This window comes from Streptomyces halobius (assembly GCF_023277745.1).
In the GTDB taxonomy this organism is placed as follows: domain Bacteria; phylum Actinomycetota; class Actinomycetes; order Streptomycetales; family Streptomycetaceae; genus Streptomyces; species Streptomyces halobius.
In genome coordinates, this window is sequence record NZ_CP086322.1 from 3,229,514 (window position 1) to 3,254,381 (window position 24,868).

General features: G+C 70.5%; 19 protein-coding genes. 3 read left to right on the forward strand and 16 right to left on the reverse strand.

Going from position 1 to position 24,868, the window contains the following annotated elements:
- Positions 1–313 precede the first annotated feature (313 nt).
- The 6 genes from cimA to ureA form a co-directional block, all read right to left on the reverse strand.
- Entirely contained in the window at positions 314–1,957 is a 1,644-nt protein-coding gene (gene cimA, locus K9S39_RS14750) for a citramalate synthase (protein WP_248863794.1), read from the reverse strand.
- 311 nt (positions 1,958–2,268) lie between these two features.
- A complete protein-coding gene (locus K9S39_RS14755) occupies positions 2,269–3,606 on the reverse strand; it encodes an MFS transporter (RefSeq protein WP_248863795.1) in 1,338 nt (445 codons plus the stop codon).
- Positions 3,607–3,745: 139 nt separating this feature from the next.
- Positions 3,746–4,354, reverse strand: coding sequence for a TetR/AcrR family transcriptional regulator (locus tag K9S39_RS14760; RefSeq protein WP_248863796.1), 609 nt, complete (start codon positions 4,352–4,354; stop codon positions 3,746–3,748).
- Between the two features lie 42 nt (positions 4,355–4,396).
- Positions 4,397–5,437: an agmatine deiminase family protein gene (locus K9S39_RS14765; protein WP_248863797.1), complete on the reverse strand. Its 1,041-nt coding sequence runs from the start codon at positions 5,435–5,437 to the stop codon at positions 4,397–4,399.
- Positions 5,438–5,590: 153 nt separating this feature from the next.
- Complete coding sequence (locus K9S39_RS14770; RefSeq protein WP_248863798.1) at positions 5,591–7,279, reverse strand: urease subunit alpha; 1,689 nt, start codon at positions 7,277–7,279, stop codon at positions 5,591–5,593.
- Positions 7,276–7,998: an urease subunit gamma gene (gene ureA / locus K9S39_RS14775; protein ID WP_248863799.1), complete on the reverse strand. Its 723-nt coding sequence runs from the start codon at positions 7,996–7,998 to the stop codon at positions 7,276–7,278. The genes K9S39_RS14770 and ureA overlap by 4 nt, the downstream gene beginning before the upstream one ends.
- Before the next feature lie 316 nt (positions 7,999–8,314).
- Between ureA and K9S39_RS14780 the strand changes: the two genes are divergently transcribed.
- Both K9S39_RS14780 and K9S39_RS14785 read left to right on the forward strand, forming a co-directional pair.
- Positions 8,315–9,769 (forward strand): cytosine permease, encoded by a 1,455-nt coding sequence (locus K9S39_RS14780; RefSeq protein WP_248863800.1) that lies wholly within the window; start codon positions 8,315–8,317, stop codon positions 9,767–9,769.
- A 623-nt stretch (positions 9,770–10,392) separates the two neighbouring features.
- On the forward strand, positions 10,393–11,319 hold the full coding sequence (locus K9S39_RS14785) for an SDR family oxidoreductase (protein ID WP_248863801.1): 927 nt from the start codon (positions 10,393–10,395) through the stop codon (positions 11,317–11,319).
- A 159-nt stretch (positions 11,320–11,478) separates the two neighbouring features.
- Here the strand turns inward: K9S39_RS14785 and K9S39_RS14790 are convergent, their stop codons facing one another.
- The 5 genes from K9S39_RS14790 to K9S39_RS14805 form a co-directional block, all read right to left on the reverse strand.
- The gene (locus K9S39_RS14790; protein ID WP_248863802.1) at positions 11,479–12,579 is read right to left on the reverse strand and encodes a branched-chain amino acid aminotransferase; all 1,101 of its coding nucleotides are present in this window, start codon (positions 12,577–12,579) and stop codon (positions 11,479–11,481) included.
- Between the two features lie 379 nt (positions 12,580–12,958).
- Positions 12,959–13,999 (reverse strand): 3-isopropylmalate dehydrogenase, encoded by a 1,041-nt coding sequence (locus K9S39_RS14795; RefSeq protein WP_248863803.1) that lies wholly within the window; start codon positions 13,997–13,999, stop codon positions 12,959–12,961.
- 108 nt (positions 14,000–14,107) lie between these two features.
- Positions 14,108–14,239, reverse strand: coding sequence for a hypothetical protein (locus K9S39_RS42090; protein WP_283112321.1), 132 nt, complete (start codon positions 14,237–14,239; stop codon positions 14,108–14,110).
- Between the two features lie 359 nt (positions 14,240–14,598).
- A complete protein-coding gene (gene pruA, locus K9S39_RS14800; protein WP_248863804.1) occupies positions 14,599–16,230 on the reverse strand; it encodes an L-glutamate gamma-semialdehyde dehydrogenase in 1,632 nt (543 codons plus the stop codon).
- Between the two features lie 220 nt (positions 16,231–16,450).
- Positions 16,451–17,377 carry a proline dehydrogenase family protein gene (locus K9S39_RS14805; RefSeq protein WP_248863805.1) on the reverse strand — a complete coding sequence of 309 codons (927 nt, stop codon included), beginning with the start codon at positions 17,375–17,377 and terminating at the stop codon, positions 16,451–16,453.
- 238 nt (positions 17,378–17,615) lie between these two features.
- Here K9S39_RS14805 and K9S39_RS14810 point away from each other — a divergent pair, with 238 nt between their 5' ends.
- Positions 17,616–18,995: a helix-turn-helix domain-containing protein gene (locus tag K9S39_RS14810; RefSeq protein ID WP_248863806.1), complete on the forward strand. Its 1,380-nt coding sequence runs from the start codon at positions 17,616–17,618 to the stop codon at positions 18,993–18,995.
- Between the two features lie 377 nt (positions 18,996–19,372).
- Here the strand turns inward: K9S39_RS14810 and K9S39_RS14815 are convergent, their stop codons facing one another.
- The 5 genes from K9S39_RS14815 to ilvN form a co-directional block, all read right to left on the reverse strand.
- Positions 19,373–19,948, reverse strand: a complete 576-nt coding sequence (locus K9S39_RS14815) for a TetR/AcrR family transcriptional regulator (RefSeq protein ID WP_248863807.1) — start codon at positions 19,946–19,948, stop codon at positions 19,373–19,375.
- 75 nt (positions 19,949–20,023) lie between these two features.
- Positions 20,024–21,055 (reverse strand): DUF2382 domain-containing protein, encoded by a 1,032-nt coding sequence (locus K9S39_RS14820; protein ID WP_248863808.1) that lies wholly within the window; start codon positions 21,053–21,055, stop codon positions 20,024–20,026.
- Positions 21,056–21,250: 195 nt separating this feature from the next.
- Entirely contained in the window at positions 21,251–22,855 is a 1,605-nt protein-coding gene (gene serA / locus K9S39_RS14825) for a phosphoglycerate dehydrogenase (RefSeq protein WP_248863809.1), read from the reverse strand.
- A 300-nt stretch (positions 22,856–23,155) separates the two neighbouring features.
- Positions 23,156–24,154 (reverse strand): ketol-acid reductoisomerase, encoded by a 999-nt coding sequence (ilvC, locus tag K9S39_RS14830; RefSeq protein WP_248863810.1) that lies wholly within the window; start codon positions 24,152–24,154, stop codon positions 23,156–23,158.
- A gap of 165 nt (positions 24,155–24,319) precedes the next feature.
- Complete coding sequence (gene ilvN, locus K9S39_RS14835; protein ID WP_248863811.1) at positions 24,320–24,844, reverse strand: acetolactate synthase small subunit; 525 nt, start codon at positions 24,842–24,844, stop codon at positions 24,320–24,322.
- Positions 24,845–24,868: the final 24 nt, after the last annotated feature.

Genomic DNA, 24,868 nt, shown 5'->3' on the forward strand with positions numbered 1-24,868 from the left:
GGCAGCGGTGCCGGACCTCCGGACCCCGTCCTGCGATCCGGCCCCTCCCGTCGGGGTGGGAAGAGACCGGTGGGGCCACAGGCAAGCCTTTACGCGCGCGCAGTGGACGAACCACGCCCGCCCCCACGTTCTTTCCCACCCACGGGAGGGGCCGCGCCGCGGGACGGAGTCCGGAGGAGCGGCACCGCTACCGTGAACACCACGCCCGCCGCAGGCGAACCCCTCACCGCGGGAAAGCCGAAAACGGCGCAGGCCCGCCGCAGGCGACCCCACAACGGCGGGAAAGCCGAAGACGGCGAGCGCCAAGCCAACGTCACCCTGCGTCCGGGACCACCCCGGCACGCAGGAGCCCGTACGCATAAGCGTCATCCAACGCCTGCCACGACGCCGCGATGACGTTCTCCGCCACTCCGACCGTGGACCACTCGCCCCGCCCGTCGCTGGTGGAGACGAGCACCCGGGTGATCGAGCCGGTGCCCAGCGCGCCCTCCAGGATGCGGACCTTGTAGTCCACCAGCTCCATGTGGGCCAGCTGCGGATAGATCTGCTCCAGGCCGACCCGCAGCGCCCGGTCCAGCGCGTTGACCGGGCCGTTCCCCTCGGCGGTGGCGACGGTCCGCTCTCCCTTGGCCCACAGTTTCACGGTGGCCTCGTTGGCGTGGGTGCCGTCCGGACGGTCCTCGACGATCGCGCGCCAGGACTCGACGGTGAAGTAGCGCAGCGGCTTGCCCTCCACCTCCTCCCGCAGCAAAAGTTCGAAGGAGGCGTCGGCGGCTTCGTAGGTGTAACCGGCGAGCTCACGCTCCTTGACCCGCTCGACGACCCGGCCGACCAGCTCCCGCTCGTCGCTCAGGTCGATGCCGAGCTCCTTGCCCTTGAGCTCGATCGAGGCGCGTCCCGCCATGTCGGAGACCAGCATCCGCATGGTGTTGCCGACCAGCGCCGGATCGATGTGCTGGTAGAGATCCGGGTCGACCTTGATCGCGGAGGCGTGCAGCCCGGCCTTGTGTGCGAAGGCGGAGACGCCGACATAGGGCTGGTGGGTGGACGGGGTGAGGTTGACGACCTCGGCGATGGCGTGCGAGATCCGGGTGGTCTCGGCGAGCTTGCCTTCGGGCAGGACCTGGCGCCCGTACTTGAGTTCCAGGGCGGCGACGACCGGGAAGAGGTTGGAGTTGCCGACCCGCTCGCCGTAGCCGTTGGCGGTGCACTGGACATGGGTGGCGCCGGCGTCCACGGCGGCGAGGGTGTTGGCCACAGCGCAGCCGGTGTCGTCCTGGGCGTGGATGCCCAGGCGGGCGCCGGTGTCCGCGAGGACGGTGCGGACGACGGCGGTGACCTGCGCGGGAAGCATCCCGCCGTTGGTGTCGCAGAGCACCACCACATCCGCGCCGGCTTCGCTCGCGGTGCGCACGACCTGCTTGGCGTAGCCCGGGTCGAGCGTGTACCCGTCGAAGAAGTGCTCACAGTCGAGGAAGACCCGGCGGCCCTGGGCGCGCAGATACGCGACGGTGTCCCGCACCATCGCGAGGTTCTCCTCCGGGCTGGTGCGCAGCGCCAGCTCCACATGCCGGACATGGGACTTGGCGACCAGGGTGATGACCGGGGCCCGGGATTCCAGGAGCGCGGCGACCTGCGGATCGTCCTCGACGCGTACGCCGGCCTTGCGGGTGGCGCCGAACGCGACCAGCTGGGCGTGCCGGAAGTCGATCTCCGTGCGGGCGCGCTGGAAGAACTCGGTGTCCCGGGGGTTCGCGCCGGGCCAGCCGCCCTCGATGAAGCCCACGCCGTAGTCGTCCAGGTGACGGGCGATGGTCAGCTTGTCGGCGACGGTGAGGTTGATGCCCTCGCGCTGTGCGCCGTCCCGCAGCGTGGTGTCGAAGACATGGAAGTCGTCGGGCACCGGGCTGTGCGGGCGTGGGCTCGGGGACAGGGAGGGTTCGAGTGCGTCCGTCATGCTGCTGGGGCTCCTGTCGGGGATCTCGGTCTACCGGAAAAACCGGCTCCACCGTCCCTCCATGATCCCTCGCGCTCCGCTTTCCGGTGATGGGTGGGCCGGAAACGAAAAAACCTCTCGCGGGTGCGAGAGGTCTGCGCGCGGGTCTGGGACGACGGTGGCCGCGCCGTACTCGGTACGTACGGGGCGGTCACTGCGGACCGGCGCGCCTGCTGCCAATAATCATGGCGAACGAGAGCACGGTCCGCAGTCTGCCATACCCGTGCAGGGCGCACGCAGCGGTCTCACTATGCGGGCGGGCTGTCCACCGATCAGTCGGCGACGGACGCCCGCTCCGCCCCCTCCGGCCTCCGGCCGGACGCCGCACGGCCCCCTTTGCCGACCCGGTGCAGATCGATCGTCCGCGTCTCCCGCATCGTCACGTAAACGATCAGCGAGACGGCGGCGCACCCCGCCACATACCAGTAGTAGCCGGATTCGATGCCGCCGTTCTTGAACCACAGCGCCACGTATTCCGCGGTACCACCGAACAGTGCGTTGGCGATGGCGTACGGCAGGGCGATGCCCAGCGCGCGGATGCCGGTCGGGAACAGCTCGGCCTTCACACAGGCGTTGATGGAGGTGTAGCCGGTGACCACGAGCAGCGCGAGCAGGGCAAGGCCGAGCGCCGGCCAGAAGCTCCCGGCGTACCGGAGCAGCGTCATGATCGGCACGGTCAGGAACGTCGAGCCGACCGCGAAGGTGATCAGCAGGGGCCGCCGGCCGATCCGGTCGGACAGCTTTCCGGCCAGCGGCTGGATGCACATGAAGACGAACAGCGCGCAGAAGCTGACCAGCGAGGCGGTGGGTTTGGCCATCCCGGCGCTGTTCGAGAGGTACTTGGTGAGGTAGGTCGTGTAGGTGTAGTACGCGACGGTGCCGCCCATGGTGAGCGCGATGACCAGGAGCGCCTCGCGCTTGTGGGCCCAGAGCGCCTTGAGCGTGCCGCGCCGCGGGTCGGCCGTGGCGGTGTCGTCCGCGGCGTACACCTCGGTCTCCAGCATGTTGCGCCGCAGATAGAAGACGATCCCGGCGCCCAACGCGCCGACGATGAACGGGATCCGCCAGGCCCAGCTGTGCAACGCGTCCTCGGCCAGGGTCCGTTGCAGCACGATCTGCAGCCCGAGACCGAACAACTGACCCGCCGTCATCGACACATACTGGAAGCTGGACGCGAAGCCGCGCCGGCCGGGCGCGGACGCCTCGGTGAGATAGGTCGCGCTGGCCGCGTACTCCCCGCCGACCGACAGTCCCTGGAGCATCCGGGCGATGAGCAGCACGGCGACGCCGCCGTAGCCGGCCACGGCGTACGTGGGCGCGACGGCGATCAGGATGGCCGACGCGGACATCAGCGTGACGGTCAGCGTGAGAGCGGCCTTGCGTCCCTTGCGGTCCCCCACCCGCCCCAGCAGCCAGCCGCCCACCGGGCGCATGAAGAAGCCGACGGCGAAGATCCCCATGGTGTTCATGAGGTTCGCGGTCGCATTCCCCTCGGGGAAGAACGCGTCCGCGAAGTACACGGCGAAACTGGCGTACACGAACCAGTCGAACCACTCGACCATGTTGCCGGCCGAACCGACCCAGATCTTCTTCCACTGCTCTCGTCCCATAGCCGATCACGCTCGCGGACGAAGGGACGGTCGGCAAGAGCGGGTGGCGCAAACATCCTGCTTACTTGCGTGCGTTGTGGTCATGGGGCGACGGCCGAGGACCGTGGAGCCGCCTGCGCCGGGACGTCGTCGCGGCCCCTCACGGCATGAGCGACTCGTCCAGAAACTCCCGTATGTGCCGCCGCACCGTCTCCCGGTCCGTCCCCGGGAGGCCCACGACGAGGTGGGTGCCGAAGCCGTCGAGGAGGGCGCGGATGCGGGTGGTGAGGCGTTCGGCGTCCACCGGGCGGAATTCGCCGCGGGAGACACCCTCGACGAGGAGGGCCACCAGGTCGCGGTGCCAGGCGAGTTCCAGTTCCAGCTGGCGTTCGCGGGTTTCGTCGTCGGCGTTCTGGGAGCGGTTCCAGACCTCCAGCCACAGAGTCCAGCGGGGGTCGCGGTGGCCCTCGGGGAGGTAGAGGTCGACCAGGGCGTCCAGGCGCTCGCGGGCGGGGGTGCGGCGGGAAAGGGCGGCCCGGCGTTCGGCGCCGAGCTGCTCCTCGCTCCATTGGAGGGTCTGGAGGAGCAGCTCGTCCTTGGTGCCGAAGTAGTAGAGGATGTGGCCGCTGCTCATGCCGACCTCGCGGCCCAGGCCGGCCATGGTGAGCCGGTCCAGGCCCTCCGCGGCGATGGTGGCCATCGCCGCGGCGAGAACCTGCTCGCGGGGCTGGCTGAGCCGCCGCCGGGGACGGCGCACGGGACCGGACACGGGGACCTCCGGGGTCGGACTGGACTCCTCAAGCCTGATGCATCAGACCTTCGGCTGCTGCTGGGTGATGCAGTGGATACCGCCACCCGCTGCGAAGATCGTACGGGCGTCCACCGGCTTCACCGTCCGCCCGGGGAACAGCCGGCGGAAGGTCGCGGCCGCTTCCTCGTCCTGCGGATCGTCGAAGGCACAGAGGACGACGCCGTCGTTGCAGAGGTAGTGGTTGATGTAGGAGTAGTCGACCAGCTCGCCGTCCTCCTCGATGACGGTGGGGGCGGGGACCTCCACGACCTCCAGCCGACGGCCGCGGGCGTCGGTGGACGCGCGCAGCAGCTTGGTGATCTCGTTGCAGATCGCGTGGTCGGGGTGGTCGTGGTCGGGCTGGGTGTGCACGAGGACCACGCCGGGGCGGGCGAACGCGGCGACGATGTCGACATGGCCGCGGGTACCGAACGTCCCGTAGTCGGCGGCGAGGCCGCGCGGCAGCCAGATCGCCTTGGTGGTGCCGAGGTGGGCGTGGATCTCGGCCTCGACCTCCCCGGCGGTGCGGCCGGGGTTGCGGCCCGGGTCGAGCTGGACGGTTTCGGTGAGCAGGACGGTGCCCTCGCCGTCGATGTGGATACCGCCGCCCTCGTTGACGAGGCGGGTGGCGTAGCGGCGGGCCCCGGCGAGGTCGCAGATCTGCTCGGCTATCTTCTCGTCGCGGTCCCAGCGGGCCCATTCCTGGGCACCCCAGCCGTTGAACACCCAGTCGACGGCGGCGAGTCGGCGGTTCTCGCCGGTGAGGAAGGTGGGGCCGATGTCCCGCATCCAGGCGTCGTTGAGCGGCCGCTCGACGAGGTCGAAGGCCGGGCCGAGCAGGGCGCGGGCGCTCTCGGCCTGGCCGGGTCCGGTGACGACGGTGACCGGCTCGAAGCCGCGTACCGCGCGGGCCACCGCGGCCCAGGCGCCGCGGGCCTCGGCCAGCGCGTCGCCGCCCTCTTCGCCGAAGGTGAAGTTGGGACCGGGCCAGGCCATCCAGGTGCGCTCGTGCCGGGCCCACTCCGGGGGCATACGGAAGCCGTCGGCGGCGGGGGTGTTCATGTGTGGGTCCTCACGGGTTCACGGGGATGGAGAGGGGCGGCGCGGATGGCGGTGGTGACGTGGACGGGGTGGCGGGAGCAGCAGGGAACTGGCGGGTGCCCACCTGGCCGGGTGGGCACCCGCCATCGCCTGTCACGGGGTTGCAGACAGGGATTACAGGAAGTACAAGCGGGACAGCGAGACCGTCTCGGCCGGATCCGAGCGCAGCGGATCGCCGTCCAGGGTGACCAGTCCGCTGTGCCCGTCGACCTGGACGTCTCCGACGCGGGAGTTGTGGACGAGGTCGCCGGGGCCGATGCCGCGGGTGCCGCGGACGGCGACCCGGCGGCGGCGGGTGGGCATGCCGTCGCCGCCCTGCTCGGCCGCGGCGCGCGCGACGAAGGCGACGGAGATCTCGGCGGGGGTCGCGCCGTGCGCCCCGAACTGCGGGCCGAGCACCAGGGGTTCGCAGGTGTCGGTGGCGGCGTTCGGGTCGCCGGTGACGCCGTAGGCGGGGAAGCCGGACTTCAGCACCAGCTGCGGCTTGGCGCCGAAGAACTCCGGCAGCCACAGCACGACATCGGCCATCTTGCCGACCTCGATCGAACCGACCTCGTGCGCCAGGCCGTGGGCGAGGGCGGGGTTGATGGTGAGCTTGGCGACATAGCGCAGAACCCGGGCGTTGTCGTCATGCGCGCCGTCGCCCTGCAGGGGCCCCAGCTCGGCCTTCATCTTCCCGGCCATCGCGAAGGTACGGCGCACGGTCTCGCCCGCGCGGCCCATCCCCTGGGCGTCGGAGGAGGTGATGCCGATCGCTCCGAGGTCGTGCAGGACGTCCTCGGCGCCCATGGTGCCGGCCCGGATACGGTCGCGGGCCATGGCGGCGTCGCCCGGCAGGTCCGTCTTCAGGTCGTGGACCGAGACGATCATGCCGTAGTGCTCGGCGACCGCGTCCCGCCCGAAGGGGAGGGTGGGGTTGGTGGAGGAGCCGATGACGTTGGGGACGCCGGCCATCTTGAGGACGTTGGGGACATGGCCGCCGCCGCAGCCCTCGATGTGGAAGGCGTGGATGGTCCGTCCGTCCAGCACCCGCAGGGTGTCCTCGACGGTGAGGCATTCGTTCAGGCCGTCGCTGTGCAGCGCGACCTGGACGTCATGGTCCTCGGCGACGCGCAGCGCGGTGTCCAGGGCGCGGGCGTGCGCACCCATGTCCTCGTGGACCTTGAAGCCGCAGGCGCCGCCCTCGGCGAGCGCCTCGACCAGCGGGCCCCGCCCGGAGGAGGAGCCGCGGCCCAGGAAGCCGATGTTGACCGGCCAGGCGTCGAAGGCGCTGAAGGCATGGCCCAGCGCCCAGGGGGAGTTGACGCCGACGCCCCAGACCGGCCCGAACTCCTGGCCGATGATCGTCGTCACGCCGGAGGCCAGTGAGGCTTCCATGACGCGCGGCGAGAGCAGATGGACATGGGTGTCCACCGCTCCGGCGGTGGCGATCATGCCTTCGCCGGAGACGATGGACGTACCGGTGCCCACAACGACATCAACACCGTCGACGGTGTCGGGGTTGCCGGCCCGCCCTATGGCGTGGATCCGGCCCTCCCGGATGCCGATGGAGACCTTGCGGATGCCCTGGATCGCGTCGATGACCAGGACGTTGCTGATCACCACATCGCAGGTCTCGCGGACCGGGGCGGCCTTGAGGTGCAGCCCGTCGCGCGCGGTCTTGCCGAAGCCGGCCAGGAACTCGTCGCCGGGCTTCTGGGCATCGGACTCGACCCGGACGACCAGGCCCGAGTCGCCGAGGACGACCCGGTCGCCGGCCCGCGGGCCGTGCACCGACGCGTACTCGTGGGGATCGATGGTCATCCCTGTTCCTCCGCTCCCAGGTAGCCGCAGGCGGCCGCCCGCCGCAGCGCTTGTGCCTTCGCGCCCGGCGCGTCCAGCGGGCCGTCGACGAGACCGGCGAAGCCGATCGCGATCCGGTCGCCGCCGATCGGCACCAGGCCGACCTCCGAGGCGCCGCCGGGGTCGAACCGCAGCGACGAGCCGGCCGGGACGCACAGGCGCATGCCGTAGGCGGCGGCGCGGTCGAAGTCCAGCCGGGGGTTGACCTCGAAGAAGTGGAAGTGCGAGGTGACGCTGACCGGCACGGTCGCGGTGTTGCGCACGGTCAGCCGGACCGCGGGCGCGGGCTCCGGGTCGGCCGGGCCGGGGAGGACGGCGCCGGGTGCGGCGGTCTCCTCCGCGCCCGGGCCGCCGTCGGCCGCGGTGTCGCCGACGGCCGTCCCGATCGGATCGCTGACCACCGCGAGCCGGGAGCCGTCGTCGAAGACGGCCTCCACATGCACCTCGGTGACGACATCGGCCACGCCCGGCAGCACATCGTCCGGCCCGAGCACCGCCCGTGCCGCCTCGATGGCCTGAGCGAGGCGGCGCCCGTCCCGCGCCGCCTCGCAGACCGTGTCCGCGATCAACGCGGTCGCCTCGGGCACGTTCAGCCGCAGTCCACGGGCCCGACGCGCCCGCGCCAGCTCGGCCGCGCCGAACAGCAGCAGCCGGTCGCGTTCCGTCGGGGTCAGCCGCATCCCGTCACACCTCCAGCTCGATCACTACGATTAGAGCAGCACTCTAACCAGGAAATAGTCAAGCCGGAAGCATTGACCTGGAGCATACCCATGAGTCAGATTGAGCGCTGCTCTAACTAAGCGGACTTTAGAGCTCCGCTCAAAGGGCGACACGCAGCACTGCCACACACCAAGCACATCGGACGCACCGAGCTCACCGAGTTCATCCAGCTCACCGCGAACCCACCGAACCGCGCGAAGCACGCGCACAAAGCACCGCTCGTCCCCACCGAGCACCGCTCACCACACTGTTGTCCGGCCTCTCAGGGGAGCCCTCATGCCGATAGAACAACGCGGAGTCGACACCATCCCGGACGAGGAACGCACCAGCGGCCCGCGCGACCTCGTCTCCATCCTGCTCGGGTCGAATCTCTGCCTGGGCGTGATCATCTTCGGATGGCTGCCGGTCTCGTTCGGACTGGGCTTCTGGCCGTCCGTGTCCTCGCTCGTCCTGGGCACCCTCGTGGGCACCGTGCTCACCGCCCCGCTCGCCCTCGTCTCGCTGCGCACCGGCACCAACCTGTCCACCAGCAGCGGCGCCCACTTCGGCGTCCGTGGCCGGCTGATCGGCTCGGTGATCGGTCTGCTGCTCTCGCTCGGCTACACCGCGCTGACCCTGTGGGTCGGCGGTGACGCGGTGGTCGGCACCCTCGCGCGCCTCTTCGGCCTGCCCGACACCGGCTTCGCGTACGCGGCGGTCTACGCCCTGCTCGCGGGCGCCACGGTGCTCGGCGCGGTCTACGGCTACCGCCTGCTGCTCCGGATCAGCCGGGTGCTGGCCATCGGCATGAGCGCGCTGCTGGTCATCGGCCTGATCGCGTACGCCCCGGACTTCACCACCGCGGCTCCGGAGGGCTCCGCGTACCTGCTGGGCAGCTTCTGGCCGACCTGGGTGCTGGCCGTGGTCTCGGCCGGACTCAGCGGCCCGATCGCCTTCATCACCCTGCTCGGCGACTACACCCGCTACATCTCGCCGCGCCGGCACACCTCCCGCAAGGTCTTCTGGGCCACCTGCCTGGGCCTGGTCGCCGGTCTGCTGATCCCGCAGCTCTTCGGTACGTTCACCGCGGTCGCGGTGGGCGCGGGCGAGGACTACGCGGGCCCACTGGTCGCCGCGGCGCCCTTCTGGTTCCTCGTCCCCCTGTTCCTCGCCGCGTCGGCCGGGTCCGTGGGCAACGCCGGGCTGATGCTCTACTCCATGGGCCTCGACCTGGACGCCATCCTGCCGCGCGCCACCCGCACCCAGGCCACGTACGTCGTCGCCGCCATCGCCACCGGCTTCGTCTACTTCGGCCACTTCGCCTGGGACGCGCAGGACGCCATGACATCCTTCGTGCTGCTGCTGACGGCGATCGGCACCCCCTGGGCGGTGATCACCCTCATCGGGTTCCTGCGCTGCCGGGGCGAGTACGACACGGAGGCGCTGCAGGTCTTCAACCGCCGTTCGCGGGGCGGGCGTTACTGGTTCCGGGCGGGCTGGAACCCGCGCGCCACGCTCGCCTGGGCCGCGGGCTCGGCGATCGGCGTCGCCGCCGTCGACACACCGCTCTACACCGGGCCGGTGGTCGACTGGACCGGCGGGATCGACTTCAGCTTCCTGCTGTCGGCCACGGTGGCCGCCACGCTGCTCCTCACGCTGCCCGGCAGCGGGCGCACCCCCACCACACCGGCGAAGGCGGCGGACGACGCGCCGGACGACAAGCGGGAGGCCGCCGCGGTCTCCCCGGCCTAGCTAGGGACTGTCTCCCAGATCCGTCCATGAGATCGACGTTCTCATGATCGAGTCCGGGGTGATCGATGACGGCAACACTGTCCCTGTGTCGTCCGAGGTGATGTTGGACGCCTGTGGGCGAGGAGCGGCACAAGGATTCTTGGGACGTGGCCGGCCAAATCGTCGGGCCGATCGCTGGCCGGCGTGACGAATGCCGAGCGCGCGATGATCATGTTGCTCGATGGGGAGGGTGACCCTGGCGAGCACGCCGTGGACCCATGAGCCCACGGAGCGAGCGAGGGGTGCGTCCTCTCCAACGGGCGGCATGACGAGTACCCGATCGAGGACACCGTGCCCATCGGCGCGGTGTTACCCCTTGTGCCAGCCTCCGGGGCGGACGTGGCGGTTCAATTCGCACGGCAGGCGCTTCGGGTGCTGCTCGCCCGCCACCGCTGGGGCGCGGTAGGCGAAGCCGTCGTCGCCGTGTGCGGCATCCGGCTGGGCCACTCCTGCGGCGTCTGTGAGACGGGTGAAGAAATACGACAGAGGGTGTCGGGTTTTAGGTCGAACATGGTTTCACCGGTCGGCGTCGATGACAGATGTGGACCGGGCCGTACAGATAGACGAGGACCTCAAGGGGATTCATGTCCGACACATCGACACCGGCCCTCCACGGAAAGATCGCGCTGGTCGCGGGGGGCACGCGGGGAGCCGGGCGCGGCATCGCGGTCCAGCTCGGCGCGGCGGGTGCGACGGTCTACGTCACCGGCCGCACGACTCGGCGACGGCGCTCGGAGTACGACCGGCCCGAGACGATCGAGGAGACCGCGGAACTCGTCACCGCCGCGGGCGGAACCGGCATCGCGGTGCCGACCGACCACCTGGTGTCCGAGCAGGTCCGTGCGCTGGCCGAGCGCATCGACGCCGAGCAGGGGCGGCTCGACGTGTTGGTCAACGATGTCTGGGGCGGTGAGCGGCTGTTCGCGTTCGACACGCCGGTCTGGGAGCACGACCTCGACAACGGACTGCGGCTGCTCCGGCTGGGCGTGGAGACACACGCGATCACCAGCCACTTCCTGCTGCCCCTGCTGGTGCGGCAACCGGGCGGGCTCGTGGTCGAGATGACCGACGGGACATCCGCCTACAACGGAACGAACTATAGAAACTCGTACTTCTACGACCTGGTCAAGAACAGTGTGCTGCGTATGGCGTTCGTGCTCGCACACGAGCTGAAGCCACATGGCGGGACGGCGGTGGCGCTCACCCCGGGCTGGCTGCGCTCGGAGATGATGCTCGACACCTTCGGCGTCAGGGAGGACAACTGGCGCGACGCGCTGGCCGAGGTGCCGCACTTCTGCATTTCGGAGAGCCCGTCGTATGTCGGACGCGCGGTCGCGGCGCTGGCCGGTGACGCCGGCGTCGCGCGCTGGAACGGCCAGTCGCTGTCCAGCGGGCAACTCGCCCAGGAATACGGCTTCACCGACCTCGACGGTTCGCGTCCGGACTGCTGGCGCTACCTGGTCGAGGTCGACGACGCCGGCAAGCCGGCGGACGCGACCGGGTATCGGTGACGGGCACCGCTCACGGTCCGCGGCGTTGTACGGCTGTCAGCCGTACAACGCCGCGGACCGGCGCGACGGGCGGCTCCCTATCTCAGCGGGCGTGCAGCCGAACGTCCGCGCGGGCCGGCGCGCGATCCACGCACCGGGCGGCCCTCACACATGCCCGCCTCAGCCGAGCGGGTGCATCCAGCCGTGCGTGTCGGCGCTCGCACCGGTCTGGATGTCCAGCAGCGCCTTGCGGAGCTTCATGGTGATCTCGCCCGGCTCGCCGTCGCCGACCGTCCAGCGGGCGCGGGCGGACTTCACCGAGCCGACCGGCGTGATCACGGCGGCGGTACCGCAGGCGAACACCTCGGTCAGCGAGCCGTCCTCGGTGCCGGCCTTCCAGTCCTCGACGCTGATCCGGCCCTCGGCGACCTCGTAGCCCAGGTCGGCGGCGATGCTGAGCAGCGAGTCACGGGTGATGCCGGGCAGCAGCGAACCGGTCAGCTCGGGGGTGACGATGCGCTTGCGCTCGCCGTCCCGCCCGTACACGAAGTACAGGTTCATGCCGCCCATCTCCTCGATCCAGCGGCGCTCGACGGCGTCCAGCCAGACCACCTGGTCGCAGCCGTGCTCGGCGGCCTGGGCCTGGGCGACCAGGGACGCGGCGTAGTTGCCGCCCGCCTTGGCCGCGCCCGTGCCGCCCGGGCAGGCGCGCACATACTCCTCCGACAGCCACACCGAGACCGGCTTCACCCCGCCGGGGAAGTACGCTCCGGCCGGCGAGGCGATGATGATGAAGAGGTACTCGTTGGCCGGCCTGACGCCCAGGCCGACCTCGGTGGCGAACATGAAGGGACGCAGATAGAGCGACTCCTCGCCGCTGGCCGGCACCCATGCCTTGTCCTGGGTGACCAGCGCGTCGCAGGCCGCGATGAAGGTCTCGACCGGCAGCTCGGGCATGCCGAGCCGGCGGGCGGACGCCTGGAAGCGGCGGGCGTTGGCGTCCGGCCGGAAGGTGGCGACGCTGCCGTCGGGCTGGCGGTACGCCTTCAGCCCCTCGAAGATCGTCTGCGCGTAGTGCAGCGTCATGTTCGCCGGATCGATGGACAGCGGCGCGTACGGGACGAGCTCGGCGTCGTGCCAGCCCCGGCCCTCGGTCCACTTGATCGTCACCATGTGGTCGGTGAAGTGGCGGCCGAAGCCGGGGTTGACCATGATCCGCTCCCGCTCCGCGTCGGACAGCGGGTGCGAGGAGGGCTTGAGCTCGATCGTGGGCGTCGTCATGAGTGCGTGTCCTTCACTGCGTGTTCCGATACCTGGGCCCCTCCCAGCGTCAGCTGGGGGAGGGTCACCGGCCCAGCCCTCCGGCCGGGGTCCGGGGCCTGTCCCCCGGATGTGCGGCACCGGTGCGGTTGTGGCAGCCGCGCGCACGGCATGGTGCTGGACGTACCGGTCGTTACGTGGACGTCCGAGTTTTCTCGCGGACGGCGACCCACGTCCGATTATCGCTCGTGGGAGTCCGCGGTCGGAACCGTGTGCGCGGTGCCGGATCGATGGTCGCATCCAACCCGGCGGTAGCACAGACCGGGTGAGCAGGCCGAACGCCGACAGCGCCGGGACCGTGGACGGCCGGCGCTGTCGGAGGGTGTCTGATACGCGGGCCTCAGCCCGCTACGCGTGCGGCCAGCGCGTCGCCGATCTCGTCCGTGCTGCGGTACGCATCATCCCGTGCCTCCAGGTCGGCCGCGACGGCCTCCTCGACACGCGCGGCCTCGGCGTCGTAGCCGAGGTGGCGCAGCAGAAGGGCGACGGAGAGGACCGTCGCCGTCGGGTCGGCCTTGCCGGTGCCCGCGATGTCCGGCGCGGAGCCGTGCACCGGCTCGAACATCGAGGGGAACTCACCGGTCGGGTTGATGTTCCCGGAGGCGGCCAGGCCGATGCCGCCGGTGACGGCCGCGGCGAGGTCGGTGAGGATGTCGCCGAAGAGGTTGTCGGTGACGATCACGTCGAACCGCTCGGGCTGGGTGACGAAGAAGATGGTCGCGGCGTCGACATGCAGATAGTCGGTGGTGACCTCGGGGTACTCCTGGCCGACCCGGTCGAAGATGTTCTTCCACATGTGGCCGGCGTAGACCAGGACGTTGTTCTTGTGGACCAGCGTCAGCTTCTTGCGGGGGCGGGAGCTGGCCCGCTCGTAGGCGTCCCGGACCACCCGCTCCACGCCGTAGGCGGTGTTGACGCTGACCTCGGTGGCGACCTCGGCCGGGGTGCCGGTGCGCAGCGAGCCGCCGTTGCCGGTGTACGGCCCCTCGGTCCCTTCCCGTACGACGACGAAGTCGATGTCGGGGCGGCCGGCCAGCGGGGTCGAGGTGTTCGGGAACAGCTTCGACGGACGCAGGTTGACGTAGTGGTCGAAGGCGAAGCGGAGCTTGAGCAGCAGCCCGCGCTCCAGCACCCCGGACGGTACGGAGGGGTCGCCGATCGCGCCGAGCAGGATCGCGTCATGGTTCTTCAGCGACGCCAGTTCCTCGTCGGGGAGGGTGTCGCCGGTCGCGTGCCATCGCTTGGCACCAAGGTCGTACTCCTTGGTTTCCAGCTTGATGTCCTGTGGGAGGGCCGCGGTCAGGACCTTGAGGCCCTGGGCCACGACTTCCTGGCCGATACCGTCACCGGGGATCACTGCGAGGCGAATGCTGCGAGACATGCCTGGACCCTACTCGTCGTCCCATTGATCGACACGTCACGTCCGTCATGCGGACAGACGTGAGCCGGCCGGACACCCGCTGTTCTCCCGCGCCGTGCGGCTCTCCCGTCAGTGCCCGGTGGAACCGCCGTTGTCACGGCGGTCGAGCGCACGCTGGAGGGCCGCCGCGGCGGCCCTGCGGTCGGCTTCGTTGGTGGTACGGGCGCAGTGACGGGTCCTGCGGACGGCAGTCTCGGCCATGATTCACGTCTCCTATGCCAGAGCCCCGAGAACAAGTGGGATGCGTCAATCCAGAAGCGGCCGGAAGGGGCGGGGGCCTCGGCACGGCAGGGATCACCTGCACTCGCGCACCGGGCCGCATCCGCTGTCGCTCGATGGAGCGAAACGTTCGGCTTCTACAACGCTAGGACAAGCCCGGCCGTGATGTCTGCACAATTACTTGGGCTTCCTACTATCTGAGACGGACGCGCGGCTGCCGAGTACGAGTGCCGTACCGCGGCCGACGCTGCGCCATGGGAGTGAGCTCATGGGCGGCCGGACGCCGACGGCCCGGCACCCCTCGTCGTAGGGGTGCCGGGCCGTCGGCGTTCAGGCGGGCCTCAGCCCATGTGCGGGTACTGGTACTCGGTCGGCGGGACCAGGCTCTCCTTGATGGAGCGGGTGGAGGTCCAGCGCATCAGGTTCTGCTTGGCGCCGGCCTTGTCGTTGGTGCCGGACGCACGGCCGCCGCCGAAGGGCTGCTGGCCGACGACGGCGCCGGTGGGCTTGTCGTTGATGTAGAAGTTGCCGGCCGCGAAGCGCAGCTTCTCGCAGGTGACGGCGGCCGCGGCACGGTCCTGGGCGATGACGCAGCCGGTCAGGCCGTAGGCCGACGCCGACTCCATCTGCTCCAGCATCTCGTCGTACTTCGCGTCGTCGTAGACGTAGACGCCGAGGATCGGGCCGAAGTACTCGTCCTTGAAGATCTCGTTCTCCGGGTCGGTGGAGACCAGGACCGTCGGGCGGACGAAGTAGCCCTCGCTGTCGTCGTACGTGCCGCCGGCCACGACCTCGACGGTCGGGTCGGCCTTGGCGCGGTCGATCGCCGCCTTGTTCTTGGCGAACGCGCGGTCGTCGATGACGGCGCCCATGAAGTTCGACAGATCGGCGACGTCACCCATGGGGAGGGCGTCGACCTCGGCGGCGAACTCCTCCTTGAAACCGGCGTTCCAGAGGGAGGCCGGGACATACGCGCGGGAGGCCGCGGAGCACTTCTGGCCCTGGAACTCGAAGGCGCCACGGGTCATGGCGGTCTTGAGGACCGCGCGGTTCGCGCTCGGGTGGGCGACGATGAAGTCCTTGCCACCGGTCTCGCCGACAAGCCGCGGATAGGTCTTGTACTTCTCGATGTTGGCGCCGACCGTCTTCCACAGGTACTGGAAGGTCTTGGTCGAACCGGTGAAGTGGATGCCCGCCAGATCGGGGTGGTTCAGCGCCACCTCGGAGACGTCCTTGCCGTCGCCGGTGACCAGGTTGATGACGCCCTCGGGCAGCCCGGCCTCCTCCAGCAGCTGCATCAGCAGCACGGCGGCGAGGGTCTGGGTCGGGGACGGCTTCCAGACGACGACGTTGCCCATGAGGGCGGGTGCGGTCGGGAGGTTGCCGGCGATCGCGGTGAAGTTGAACGGCGTGATCGCGTAGACGAAGCCTTCGAGGGGGCGGTGGTCGGTGCGGTTCCACACGCCGGGAGAGTTCGTGACGGGCTGCTCGGCCATGATCTGGCGCGCGAAGTGCACATTGAAGCGCCAGAAGTCGATCAGCTCGCAGGGGGTGTCGATCTCGGCCTGCTGGGCGGTCTTGGACTGGCCGAGCATGGTCGCGGCGGCCATGGTCTCGCGCCAGGGGCCGGAGAGCAGGTCGGCGGCCTTGAGGATGACCGCGGCGCGGTCGTCGAAGGACAGCGCACGCCAGGCGGGGGCGGCGGCCAGCGCGGCGTCCACCGCGTCCTGGGCGTCCTGGGCGGTGGTGTTGGCGTACGTGCCGAGCCTGACCGTGTGGTGGTGGGGCTGCACGACGTCGAAGCGTTCGCCGCCGCCCATCCGGCGCTCGCCGCCGATGGTCATCGGCAGCTCGATCGGGTTTCCGGCCAGCTCCTTGAGCTTGGCCTCCAGGCGGGCACGCTCCGGGGTGCCGGGGGCGTAGGTGTGGACCGGCTCGTTAACCGGCACGGGGACCTGGGTCACAGCGTCCATGGCGGCCGTGTCTCCTTCGCTTTCGATCTCGGTTGTCGTACGTGGGTCAAGCGGTGCGGCCCGGGGTTCCAGGATCCACCCATATCCGCCGCGGTGGGGCGGTCCGCCCCGGGTGGCGCCTCGGGCGGCCGTCAGCCTCGGGTCGCCGGCGACCGGAGGCTGCAACTCCCGGGGGATAACCCCCGGCCCCCCAGCCGGAGTGTCGCGCGCCTCATGGCCGTCAGCCTCTGGTCGCCAGCGACCGGAGGAAGAACGCCAGGTTCGCGGGGCGCTCGGCGAGGCGGCGCATGAAATATCCGTACCAGTCGGTGCCGTACGGGACATAGACCCGCATCCGGTGCCCCTCCGCGACCAGCCGTTCCTGCTCGGCCTCGCGGATGCCGTACAGCATCTGGAATTCGAATTCGGCCGGCTTACGGCCATTGCGGTGCGCGAGCTCCTGGCCGATGGCGACCATCCGCGGGTCGTGCGAACCGATCATGGGGTAGCCCTGCCCGGCCATCAGGATCTTCAGACAGCGCACATAGGCCCGGTCGACCTCCCGCTTGTCCTGGTAGGCGACCGTCGCGGGCTCGTTGTACGCCCCCTTGACCAGCCGCACCCGGGAGCCCTCCCCGGCCAGCGCGTGACAGTCCTCCTCGGTACGGAAGAGGTAGGACTGGAGCACCGCACCCGTCTGGGGGAAGCTCCTGCGCAGCTCGGCGAGGATGGCGAGGGTGGAGTCGACCGTGGTGTGGTCCTCCATGTCGAGGGTCACGGTCGTCCCGGCCTCGGCGGCGGCCTCGACCACCGGTGTGACGTTCTTCAGCGCCAGCTCATGGCCGCCGGGCAGCGCCTGGCCGAAGGCGGAGAGCTTGACGGACATCTCGGCGCGTTCGCCGAGGTCCTGCGTTTTGAGCGCCTCGGTCAGCAGGAGGTAGGCGTCGCGGTTGCGCAGCGCCTCGGCCGGGTCGGTGATGTCCTCGCCCAGGTAGTCCAGGGTGATCTCCCTGCCACGCGCGGCCAGGTCCCGGACGACCCTCATGGACTCGGCCAGACGCTCGCCGGCGATGAAGCGGTCCACCACGGGCCGGGTGACCGGGGTGGCCGCGACGATGCGGCGAATGCTGTCGCTGCGCGCTGCGGCGAGGAGCACGGGACCCAGCATGGGCACCTCCACGATTCAGGATGACGGATGCCGGGCAGGCGCGCCGGACGGCGAGCGCGACGGCAACGTGAGCCACCTGAAACTTAAGGATCGCGCCATCTCCCGGCCATCGACAGCTGTCACGCCTTCGTGGCCGGGATCTCAGACAGTTGTATGAGAATGGGGGGAGGGCGAGCGTCTCCGACGACCACGGGACGAGCGCGGCAGTGACAGAGAGAAGAGAGGGGCCGGGCGGCGGATGCGGGGCGACTACCAGCAGCTCGTGGACGAGATCTCGGCGGCCCTCGGCGCGCCGGCGACGCTGGAGGACCGTGATTTCGGGCTGATCGCATTCGGTGCGCACGAGGGCGACGACGACGAGGTCATGGACCCGGTGCGTACCCGGTCGATCCTGCAGCGCCGGTCGTCGGCGGCGGTACGGGCCTGGTTCGAGGCGTTCGGGATCACCCGCGCCAAGACGCCGCTGCGGATTCCGCCGGATCCGGCGGCCGGTGTGTTCAGGGGCCGGATCTGTCTGCCCGTACGCCATCGCGGGATAGTGCACGGCTATGTCTGGCTGCTGGACGACGGGCATCTGACCGACCTCGCGCTCGGCGACCGGGGCGGTCCGGCGGACCCGCGGATCGCGCAGGCGATGGAGACCGCCGCCCGGATCGGCGCGCTGCTGGCGGACGAGGCTCGCGCCGGGTCCGAACTGGGCGATGTACTGCGGGAGTTGCTGCTCTCCGGGCCTGCCGGGCGTCCGGCGGCGGCGACCGCGCTGGGCGACGCGCTGCGGGACACCCTGCGCTTCACCCCGGGCGCCCCGCTCGCCCTGGTCGCCGTGCTGCCCTGGGACACCGCGGACACCGACACGGCACTGCTGCCGAGTCTGCCCGGCCTGCTCGCGGCGTGCACGCTGCCCGCGGGTGGCGGCCTTCCCGACGCGACGGCACCCCAGGCACCGCAGACGACGGCCACCGACACGGGCACACACCACCACATCGGCACGGCCGCACGCACGGAGGGAGCCGCCACCGGCCGCCCGCGCGCCGCAGCCGCCGGCACCGCCCTCGCCGCGCTCGTGCGGCTCCGTTCGACCGCCTCCCTCACCCCGGCCCATACGGTGGCCGAGCACCTGCTGCGCTCCCCCCGCGCGGGCGCCGCACCGACCGCCGAGGGCCAGACGGCACGGAGCGGCTCGCGTCCGGGCGACCCCCCTGCACCCCGGCCGGGCACCGCCGGAATAGGCACCGGCACAAGCGAGTTGGCCGACCTCGTCAGCACCTGGCAGGAGGCCCTGGACGCCGCCCGCGCAGCACGCGCCGAGCCGCGTCTCGGCCCCGTCGCCCAGTGGGACGCCATCGGCGCGTACCGCCTGCTGACCGCCCTGCCGACCGCCGCACCGGACCCGGCCGTCGGCCCGCTGCTGGCCCCCGCGCACACCGAACTCGCCCGCACCGCCGAGGCGTTCCTCGACTGCGCCGGCCAGGCGAGCCGCACGGCACAGCTCCTGGGCATCCACCGTCAGACGCTCTACTACCGCCTGGGCCGGGTGGAGAAGCTGACCGGCCTTCGTCTCGACGAAGGCCGGGATCGTCTGCTGCTGCACATGGCGCTCAAACGGGCGCGCCTATAACGCGGCTATAGCCGTCCGCTGCGCTTTGCCTGCGCCGACTCGCTCCCCGCCGTGCCCGGCTGTCCCGCCGTAGCGCCTGCGGCGGGCCTCCGCTGCGCGGGGCTCTATGGCAGCGGTGCCGGACCTCCGGCCCCCGTCCTGCGGTCCGGCCCCTCCCCTTGGGGGTGAGAAGAGACCGGTGGGGGCACAGGCAAGCCTTTACGCGCGCGCAGTGGACGAACCACGCCCGCCCCCACGTCTTTTCCCACCCACCCACGGGAGGGGCCGCGCCGCAGGACGGAGTCCGGAGGGGCGGCACCGCTGCCGTGAACACCACGCCCGCCGCAGGCGAACCCCTCACGACGGGAAAGCCGAAAACGGCGAGCAACGAGGCCGGCTCACGTCGAGCGCAGCATCACCCGACGCAGCGCATCCGCCAGATCGCCCCCGGACGGCATCGCATCCGGAGCGATCAGCGACTGCACCATCAGGCCGGTGAGCAGCGCCTGGTAGAAGGAGCCGACGACGCGGGCGTCGTCGGCGTCGACCTCGGTGTCCGGCACCCCTTCGAAGATCGCGACAAGCCCCTCGCCACCTTCCGGCAGCACCTCGCCGATCGCCTTGCGCAGCCCCTCGTCGCGCGGCAGCAGGCCCAGCACCTCGACCTGTGCGGCGATGAACTCCCGCTCGGAGGCGATGCGTTGGAGCACCTGGTCCCAGACGGCGGCGAACCGCACCAGCGGGTCCGTGGTCGCTTCGGTGCCGGCCGGCGCCTCGGCCACGCTCGCGCCCCACTCCTCGACGGCCGCGATGAGCGCCTGACGCATCAGGGCGTCCTTGGAGCCGTAGTGGTATCCGATGGAGGCGAGGTTGGCGCCGGACGCGGCCACGATGTCGCGTGCGGTGGTGCGCGCGTACCCCTTCTCCAGAAGGCACCGTTTGGCGCCCTCCAGCAGATCTTCACGGTGTCCCATACGGGCAGCCTACCGCCGCCCCATACACCCGTACAGGACGAGCGTCTTACACGTGCGTACAGCGCACCGGCGCGGTCAGCGGCCGAGGTCCCGCCCGGTGCCCTTCGGGTCGGTCCTGCGCACGCCCCGGCCGTCGTCGAGCTCCAGCTCCTCCCGGCGGATTTCGGCGGTGACCTCCTTCTGCTCGGTCACCCGCTCGGTCTCCAGCCGTACCCGCTCGACCGGCACCATCCGCTTGTTGATCACCGGCCGTTCCTCGTGCAGCACCACCTCGACCTCCCCCTCGCCGAGCCGCGGGGCGGTCCGGCCCGCGGCACGCTCCTCGTCGGTGATCTTCGTACGGACCACCCGCACCTCTTCATGGCTCAGCTGGACCGTACGGTGCACCTCCTCGGTGACCACATGCTTGCGCAGATGGGCCCGCCCGCTCTCCCGCTCCTCCGTGCCGATCTCGATCCGCTCCCCGTAGAGGACGATCTCCTCCGGCTGCTCCGTACGCCTCGCCTCCTCCTCGCCCCGGCCCCGCGTCACCTCCGCACGCGCTGCCGTCCCGGCGAGCGGCCGCTCCATGCGTCCCTCCCGGACGGCCGGCATCTCGCGGTCGAACTCGTGGTCACGTTCCGGAATGCCGACATACCGCGCGCGCTCGGCCAGCAGCTCGTCCTCGGTCATGCCGGGCGGCGGACTGGGCGGCGGCCCGGGCTCCAGCCCCGGCTCCGGACCAGGCTCCAGCCCCGGACCGGGCTCCGGGCGGGGCTCCGGACGCATGGCGGATCCGGCCACGGCCGGCCGGGTCATCCCGTAGTGGCGGTAGAGCTCCTCCTCCTCGGAGGGATCCAGATGGCCCTCGGCATCGATCCTCGGCGCTTCCTTGATGACGTCCTTGGTGTGCGGAACACGGAGCTGAGAGCCCGCTCGCCGGGCTCCGGCGAGCGGGATGAAGGTCTCCTTCATCCCGAACAGCCCGGTACGCACGGTGATCCACTCGGGCTCATTGGTGGCGTCGTCCCGGTAGACCTGCTGGACCGTGCCCACCCGCGCGCCCGCCGCGTCGACCACATGGGAACCGGTCAGGGGCTGGGGGATGTCACCCAGGGGTGCGTTCATGGCGTCTCGTCTCCTTCCACACGCACCGCCGAGGGCACGCGCAGTTCCGGTCGCAGTTCCTATTGCGCGTCGCGACACCCCCCTCAGCGAATCGGGGTGGTAAATGGGTGAACGCCGACGAGACGGGTGAACGCCAACGGGCCCGGACCCCGCCGAAGCGGGATCCGGGCCCGTTGACCTGCGCGGACCGGAGGATCAGTCGCCGAGGTTCACCGCACGTACGGAGGTCGCGCCGATCTCCTCCGAGATCTCCCCGAGCACCTGGGGCGGAATGGTGTCGTCGACGGTCAGCGCCACCAGCGCCTCGCCGCCGACGTCGTCCCGCGAGACCTGCATATTGCCGATGTTGATGCCCGCCTCGCCGAGGATCCGGCCGACGGTGCCGACGACACCGGGACGGTCCCCGTAGCGCAGGAACGCCATGTGGTCGGCGAGCGCCAGGTCGACGGAGTGCTCACCGACCGCGACGATCTTCTGGATGTTCTTGGGGCCGGAGAGCGTGCCGGAGATCGCGACCTCGTCGCCGCCCGCGAGGGTGCCGCGCACGGTCACCACATTGCGGTGCTCGGGCGACTCGCTGCTCGTCGTCAGCCGGACCTCGACCCCGCGCTCCTGTGCGAACAGCGGGGCGTTGACGTACGACACCGTCTCGTCGACGACATCCTCGAACACGCCCTTGAGTGCGGAGAGTTCCAGCACCTTGACGTCGTGCTGGGTGATCTCGCCGTACACCTCGACGTCCAGCCGCAGCGCGACCTCACCGGCCAGCGCGGTGAAGATCCGACCGAGCCGCTCGGCCAGCGGCAGCCCCGGCTTGACGTCCTCGGCGATCACTCCGCCCTGGACGTTGACCGCGTCCGGCACCAGCTCACCGGCGAGCGCCAGCCGCACCGACTTGGCGACCGCGATACCGGCCTTCTCCTGCGCCTCCCCCGTCGACGCACCGAGGTGCGGGGTGCACACGACCTGGTCGAACTCGAAGAGCGGGGAGTCCGTGCAGGGCTCGACGGCGTAGACGTCCAGGCCCGCGCCGGCGACCCGGCCCTCCTTCAGCGCGCTGGTCAGCGCCGCCTCGTCGACGATCCCGCCACGGGCGGCGTTGACGATCCGGACCGACGGCTTGACCTTGTGCAGCGCCTCGTCACCGATGAGACCGACCGTCTCGGGCGTCTTCGGGAGGTGCACGGTGATGAAGTCCGAGACCTCCAGCAGCTCGTCGAGGGTCAGCAGCTTGACGCCCATCTGCGCGGCGCGGGCCGGCTGGACATAGGGGTCATAGGCGACGACCTTCATACCGAAGGCCGACATCCGCTGCGCGACCAGGACACCGATCCGGCCGAGGCCGACCACACCGAGGGTCTTCTCGCTGAGCTCGACACCGGTGTACCTGCTGCGCTTCCACTCGCCGTTCTTCAGGGCGGTGTTGGCCTGCGGGATGTTGCGGGCGGTGGCGACCAGCAGACCGCAGGCGAGTTCGGCGGCGGTGACGATGTTGGAGGTCGGGGCGTTGACGACCATCACGCCGGCCTTGGTGGCGGCGGAGACATCGACGTTGTCCAGACCGACGCCGGCACGGGCGACGACCTTCAGCCGCTTCGCGGCGGCGACGGCCTCGGCGTCGACCTTGGTCGCGCTGCGCACGAGGACGGCGTCGACATCGGCGATGGCGGGGAGCAACTCGGCGCGGTCCGCGCCGTTGCAGTGCCGGATCTCGAAGTCCGGACCGAGCGCGTCGACGGTGGCCGGCGACAGTTCTTCGGCGATCAGTACAACGGGCTTACCCGTCTGTGCAGTGCTCACGTGGTCTTCAGTCCTCAACTAGTCCATGGGGGCCCCGCCCGTGCCGCTCGGGCTACGGGGGAGGACGGCCGTCCCGACGGCCGAAGGCGGTGAAGGGGGCAGCCGCGTGGAAGACGCACGACGCTGTGAGCCTGACGCGCTTGTGGTGTTGAGTGTAGTGGCGGTCGTGGGCGCGTCCTGCGCCGGAGCGTCAGGATCACCCGTGCGGGTTCTACGCGGTGGACAAGGCGATGATGCCGCATCGGCGGCCGCATGGACGAGGGGGCCGCGGCCGGTGCCGCGACCCCCTGCCCGGTGGGCTTACGCCTCGTCGTCCACCCAGCTCATCAGCTTGCGCAGCTTCTTGCCGGTGGTCTCCAGCAGGTGGTTCTCGTCGGCCTTCTTGTACTCGTTGTACTTCGGCAGACCGGCGTTGTACTCCGCCATCCAGTTGTTGGCGAAGGTGCCGTCCTGGATCTCGGCGAGCACCTTCTTCATCTCCGCCTTGGTGGCGTCGGTGATGACGCGCGGACCGGTGACGTAGTCGCCCCATTCGGCGGTCTCGGAGACCGACCAGCGCATCTTCTCCAGGCCGCCCTCGTACATCAGGTCCACGATCAGCTTGAGCTCGTGGAGGCACTCGAAGTACGCGATCTCGGGCTGGTAGCCCGCCTCGACCAGCGTCTCGAAACCGGCCTTGACCAGCGCCGAGGCGCCACCGCACAGCACGGCCTGCTCACCGAACAGGTCGGTCTCGGTCTCCTCGGTGAAGGTGGTCTTGATGACGCCGGCGCGGGTGCCGCCGATGCCCTTGGCGTACGAGAGGGCCAGCGCGAAGGCGTCGCCGGACGCGTCCTGCTCGACGGCCGCGATACAGGGCACGCCGCGGCCCTCCTCGTACTGCCGGCGCACGAGGTGGCCGGGGCCCTTGGGGGCGACCATGCAGACGTCGACACCGGCGGGGGCCTTGATGAAGCCGAACCGGACGTTGAAGCCGTGGCCGAAGAACAGCGCGTCGCCGTCCTTCAGGTGCGGGGCGATGGACTCCTCGTAGACCTTGGCCTGGATCGGGTCCGGCACCAGGATCATGATGACGTCGGCCTCGGCGGCCGCCTCGGCCGGGGTGACCACACGCAGGCCCTGCTCCTCGGCCTTGGTCCTGGACTTGGAGCCCTCGTGCAGACCGACCCGCACATCGACGCCGGAGTCGCGCAGGGACAGCGCGTGGGCGTGGCCCTGGCTTCCGTAGCCGATGACCGCGACCTTGCGGTTCTGGATGATGGACAGGTCGGCATCGTCGTCGTAGAACAGCTCGGCCACTTCGGGTATCTCCTTGGTTCTGGCGGGTTGCCCACACAGTACGCGGGCGGGGTGAGGAAGGTTCGCGGGTCTCGCCATACGGGCGACGAGCGGGCGCCGTACCCTCCCCCAGCTACCGCTGGAAGGTTCCCCCAGGGCACGGCGCGGTGCGGTGGACCGGTGCGGTCAGGCGGTACGGTCCAGGGCGCGCAGCGAGCGGTCCGTGATGGACCGGGCGCCGCGCCCTATGGCGATGGTGCCGGACTGCACCAACTCCTTGACGCCGAACGGCTCCAGCATCCTGAGCATGGCCTCCAGCTTGTCGCTCGATCCGGTGGCCTCGATCGTGACGGCCTCCGGGGAGACGTCCACGGTCTTGGCGCGGAACAGCTGGACGATCTCCACGATCTGCGAGCGGGTCTCGTTGTCGGCGCGGACCTTGACGAGGACCAGTTCGCGCTGGATCGCGGAGCCGGGCTCCAGCTCGACGATCTTCAGCACATTGACGAGCTTGTTGAGCTGCTTGGTGACCTGTTCGAGCGGCAGCGACTCGACGTTGACCACGATGGTGATGCGGGAGATGTCGGGGTGTTCGGTGACCCCGACCGCGAGGGAGTCGATGTTGAAGCCGCGGCGGGAGAACAGCGCGGCGATCCGGGCGAGGATGCCGGGGGTGTTCTCCACCAGGACGGAGAGCGTGTGCTTGGACATGGGTCTCGTTCCTCTTCCTACGGC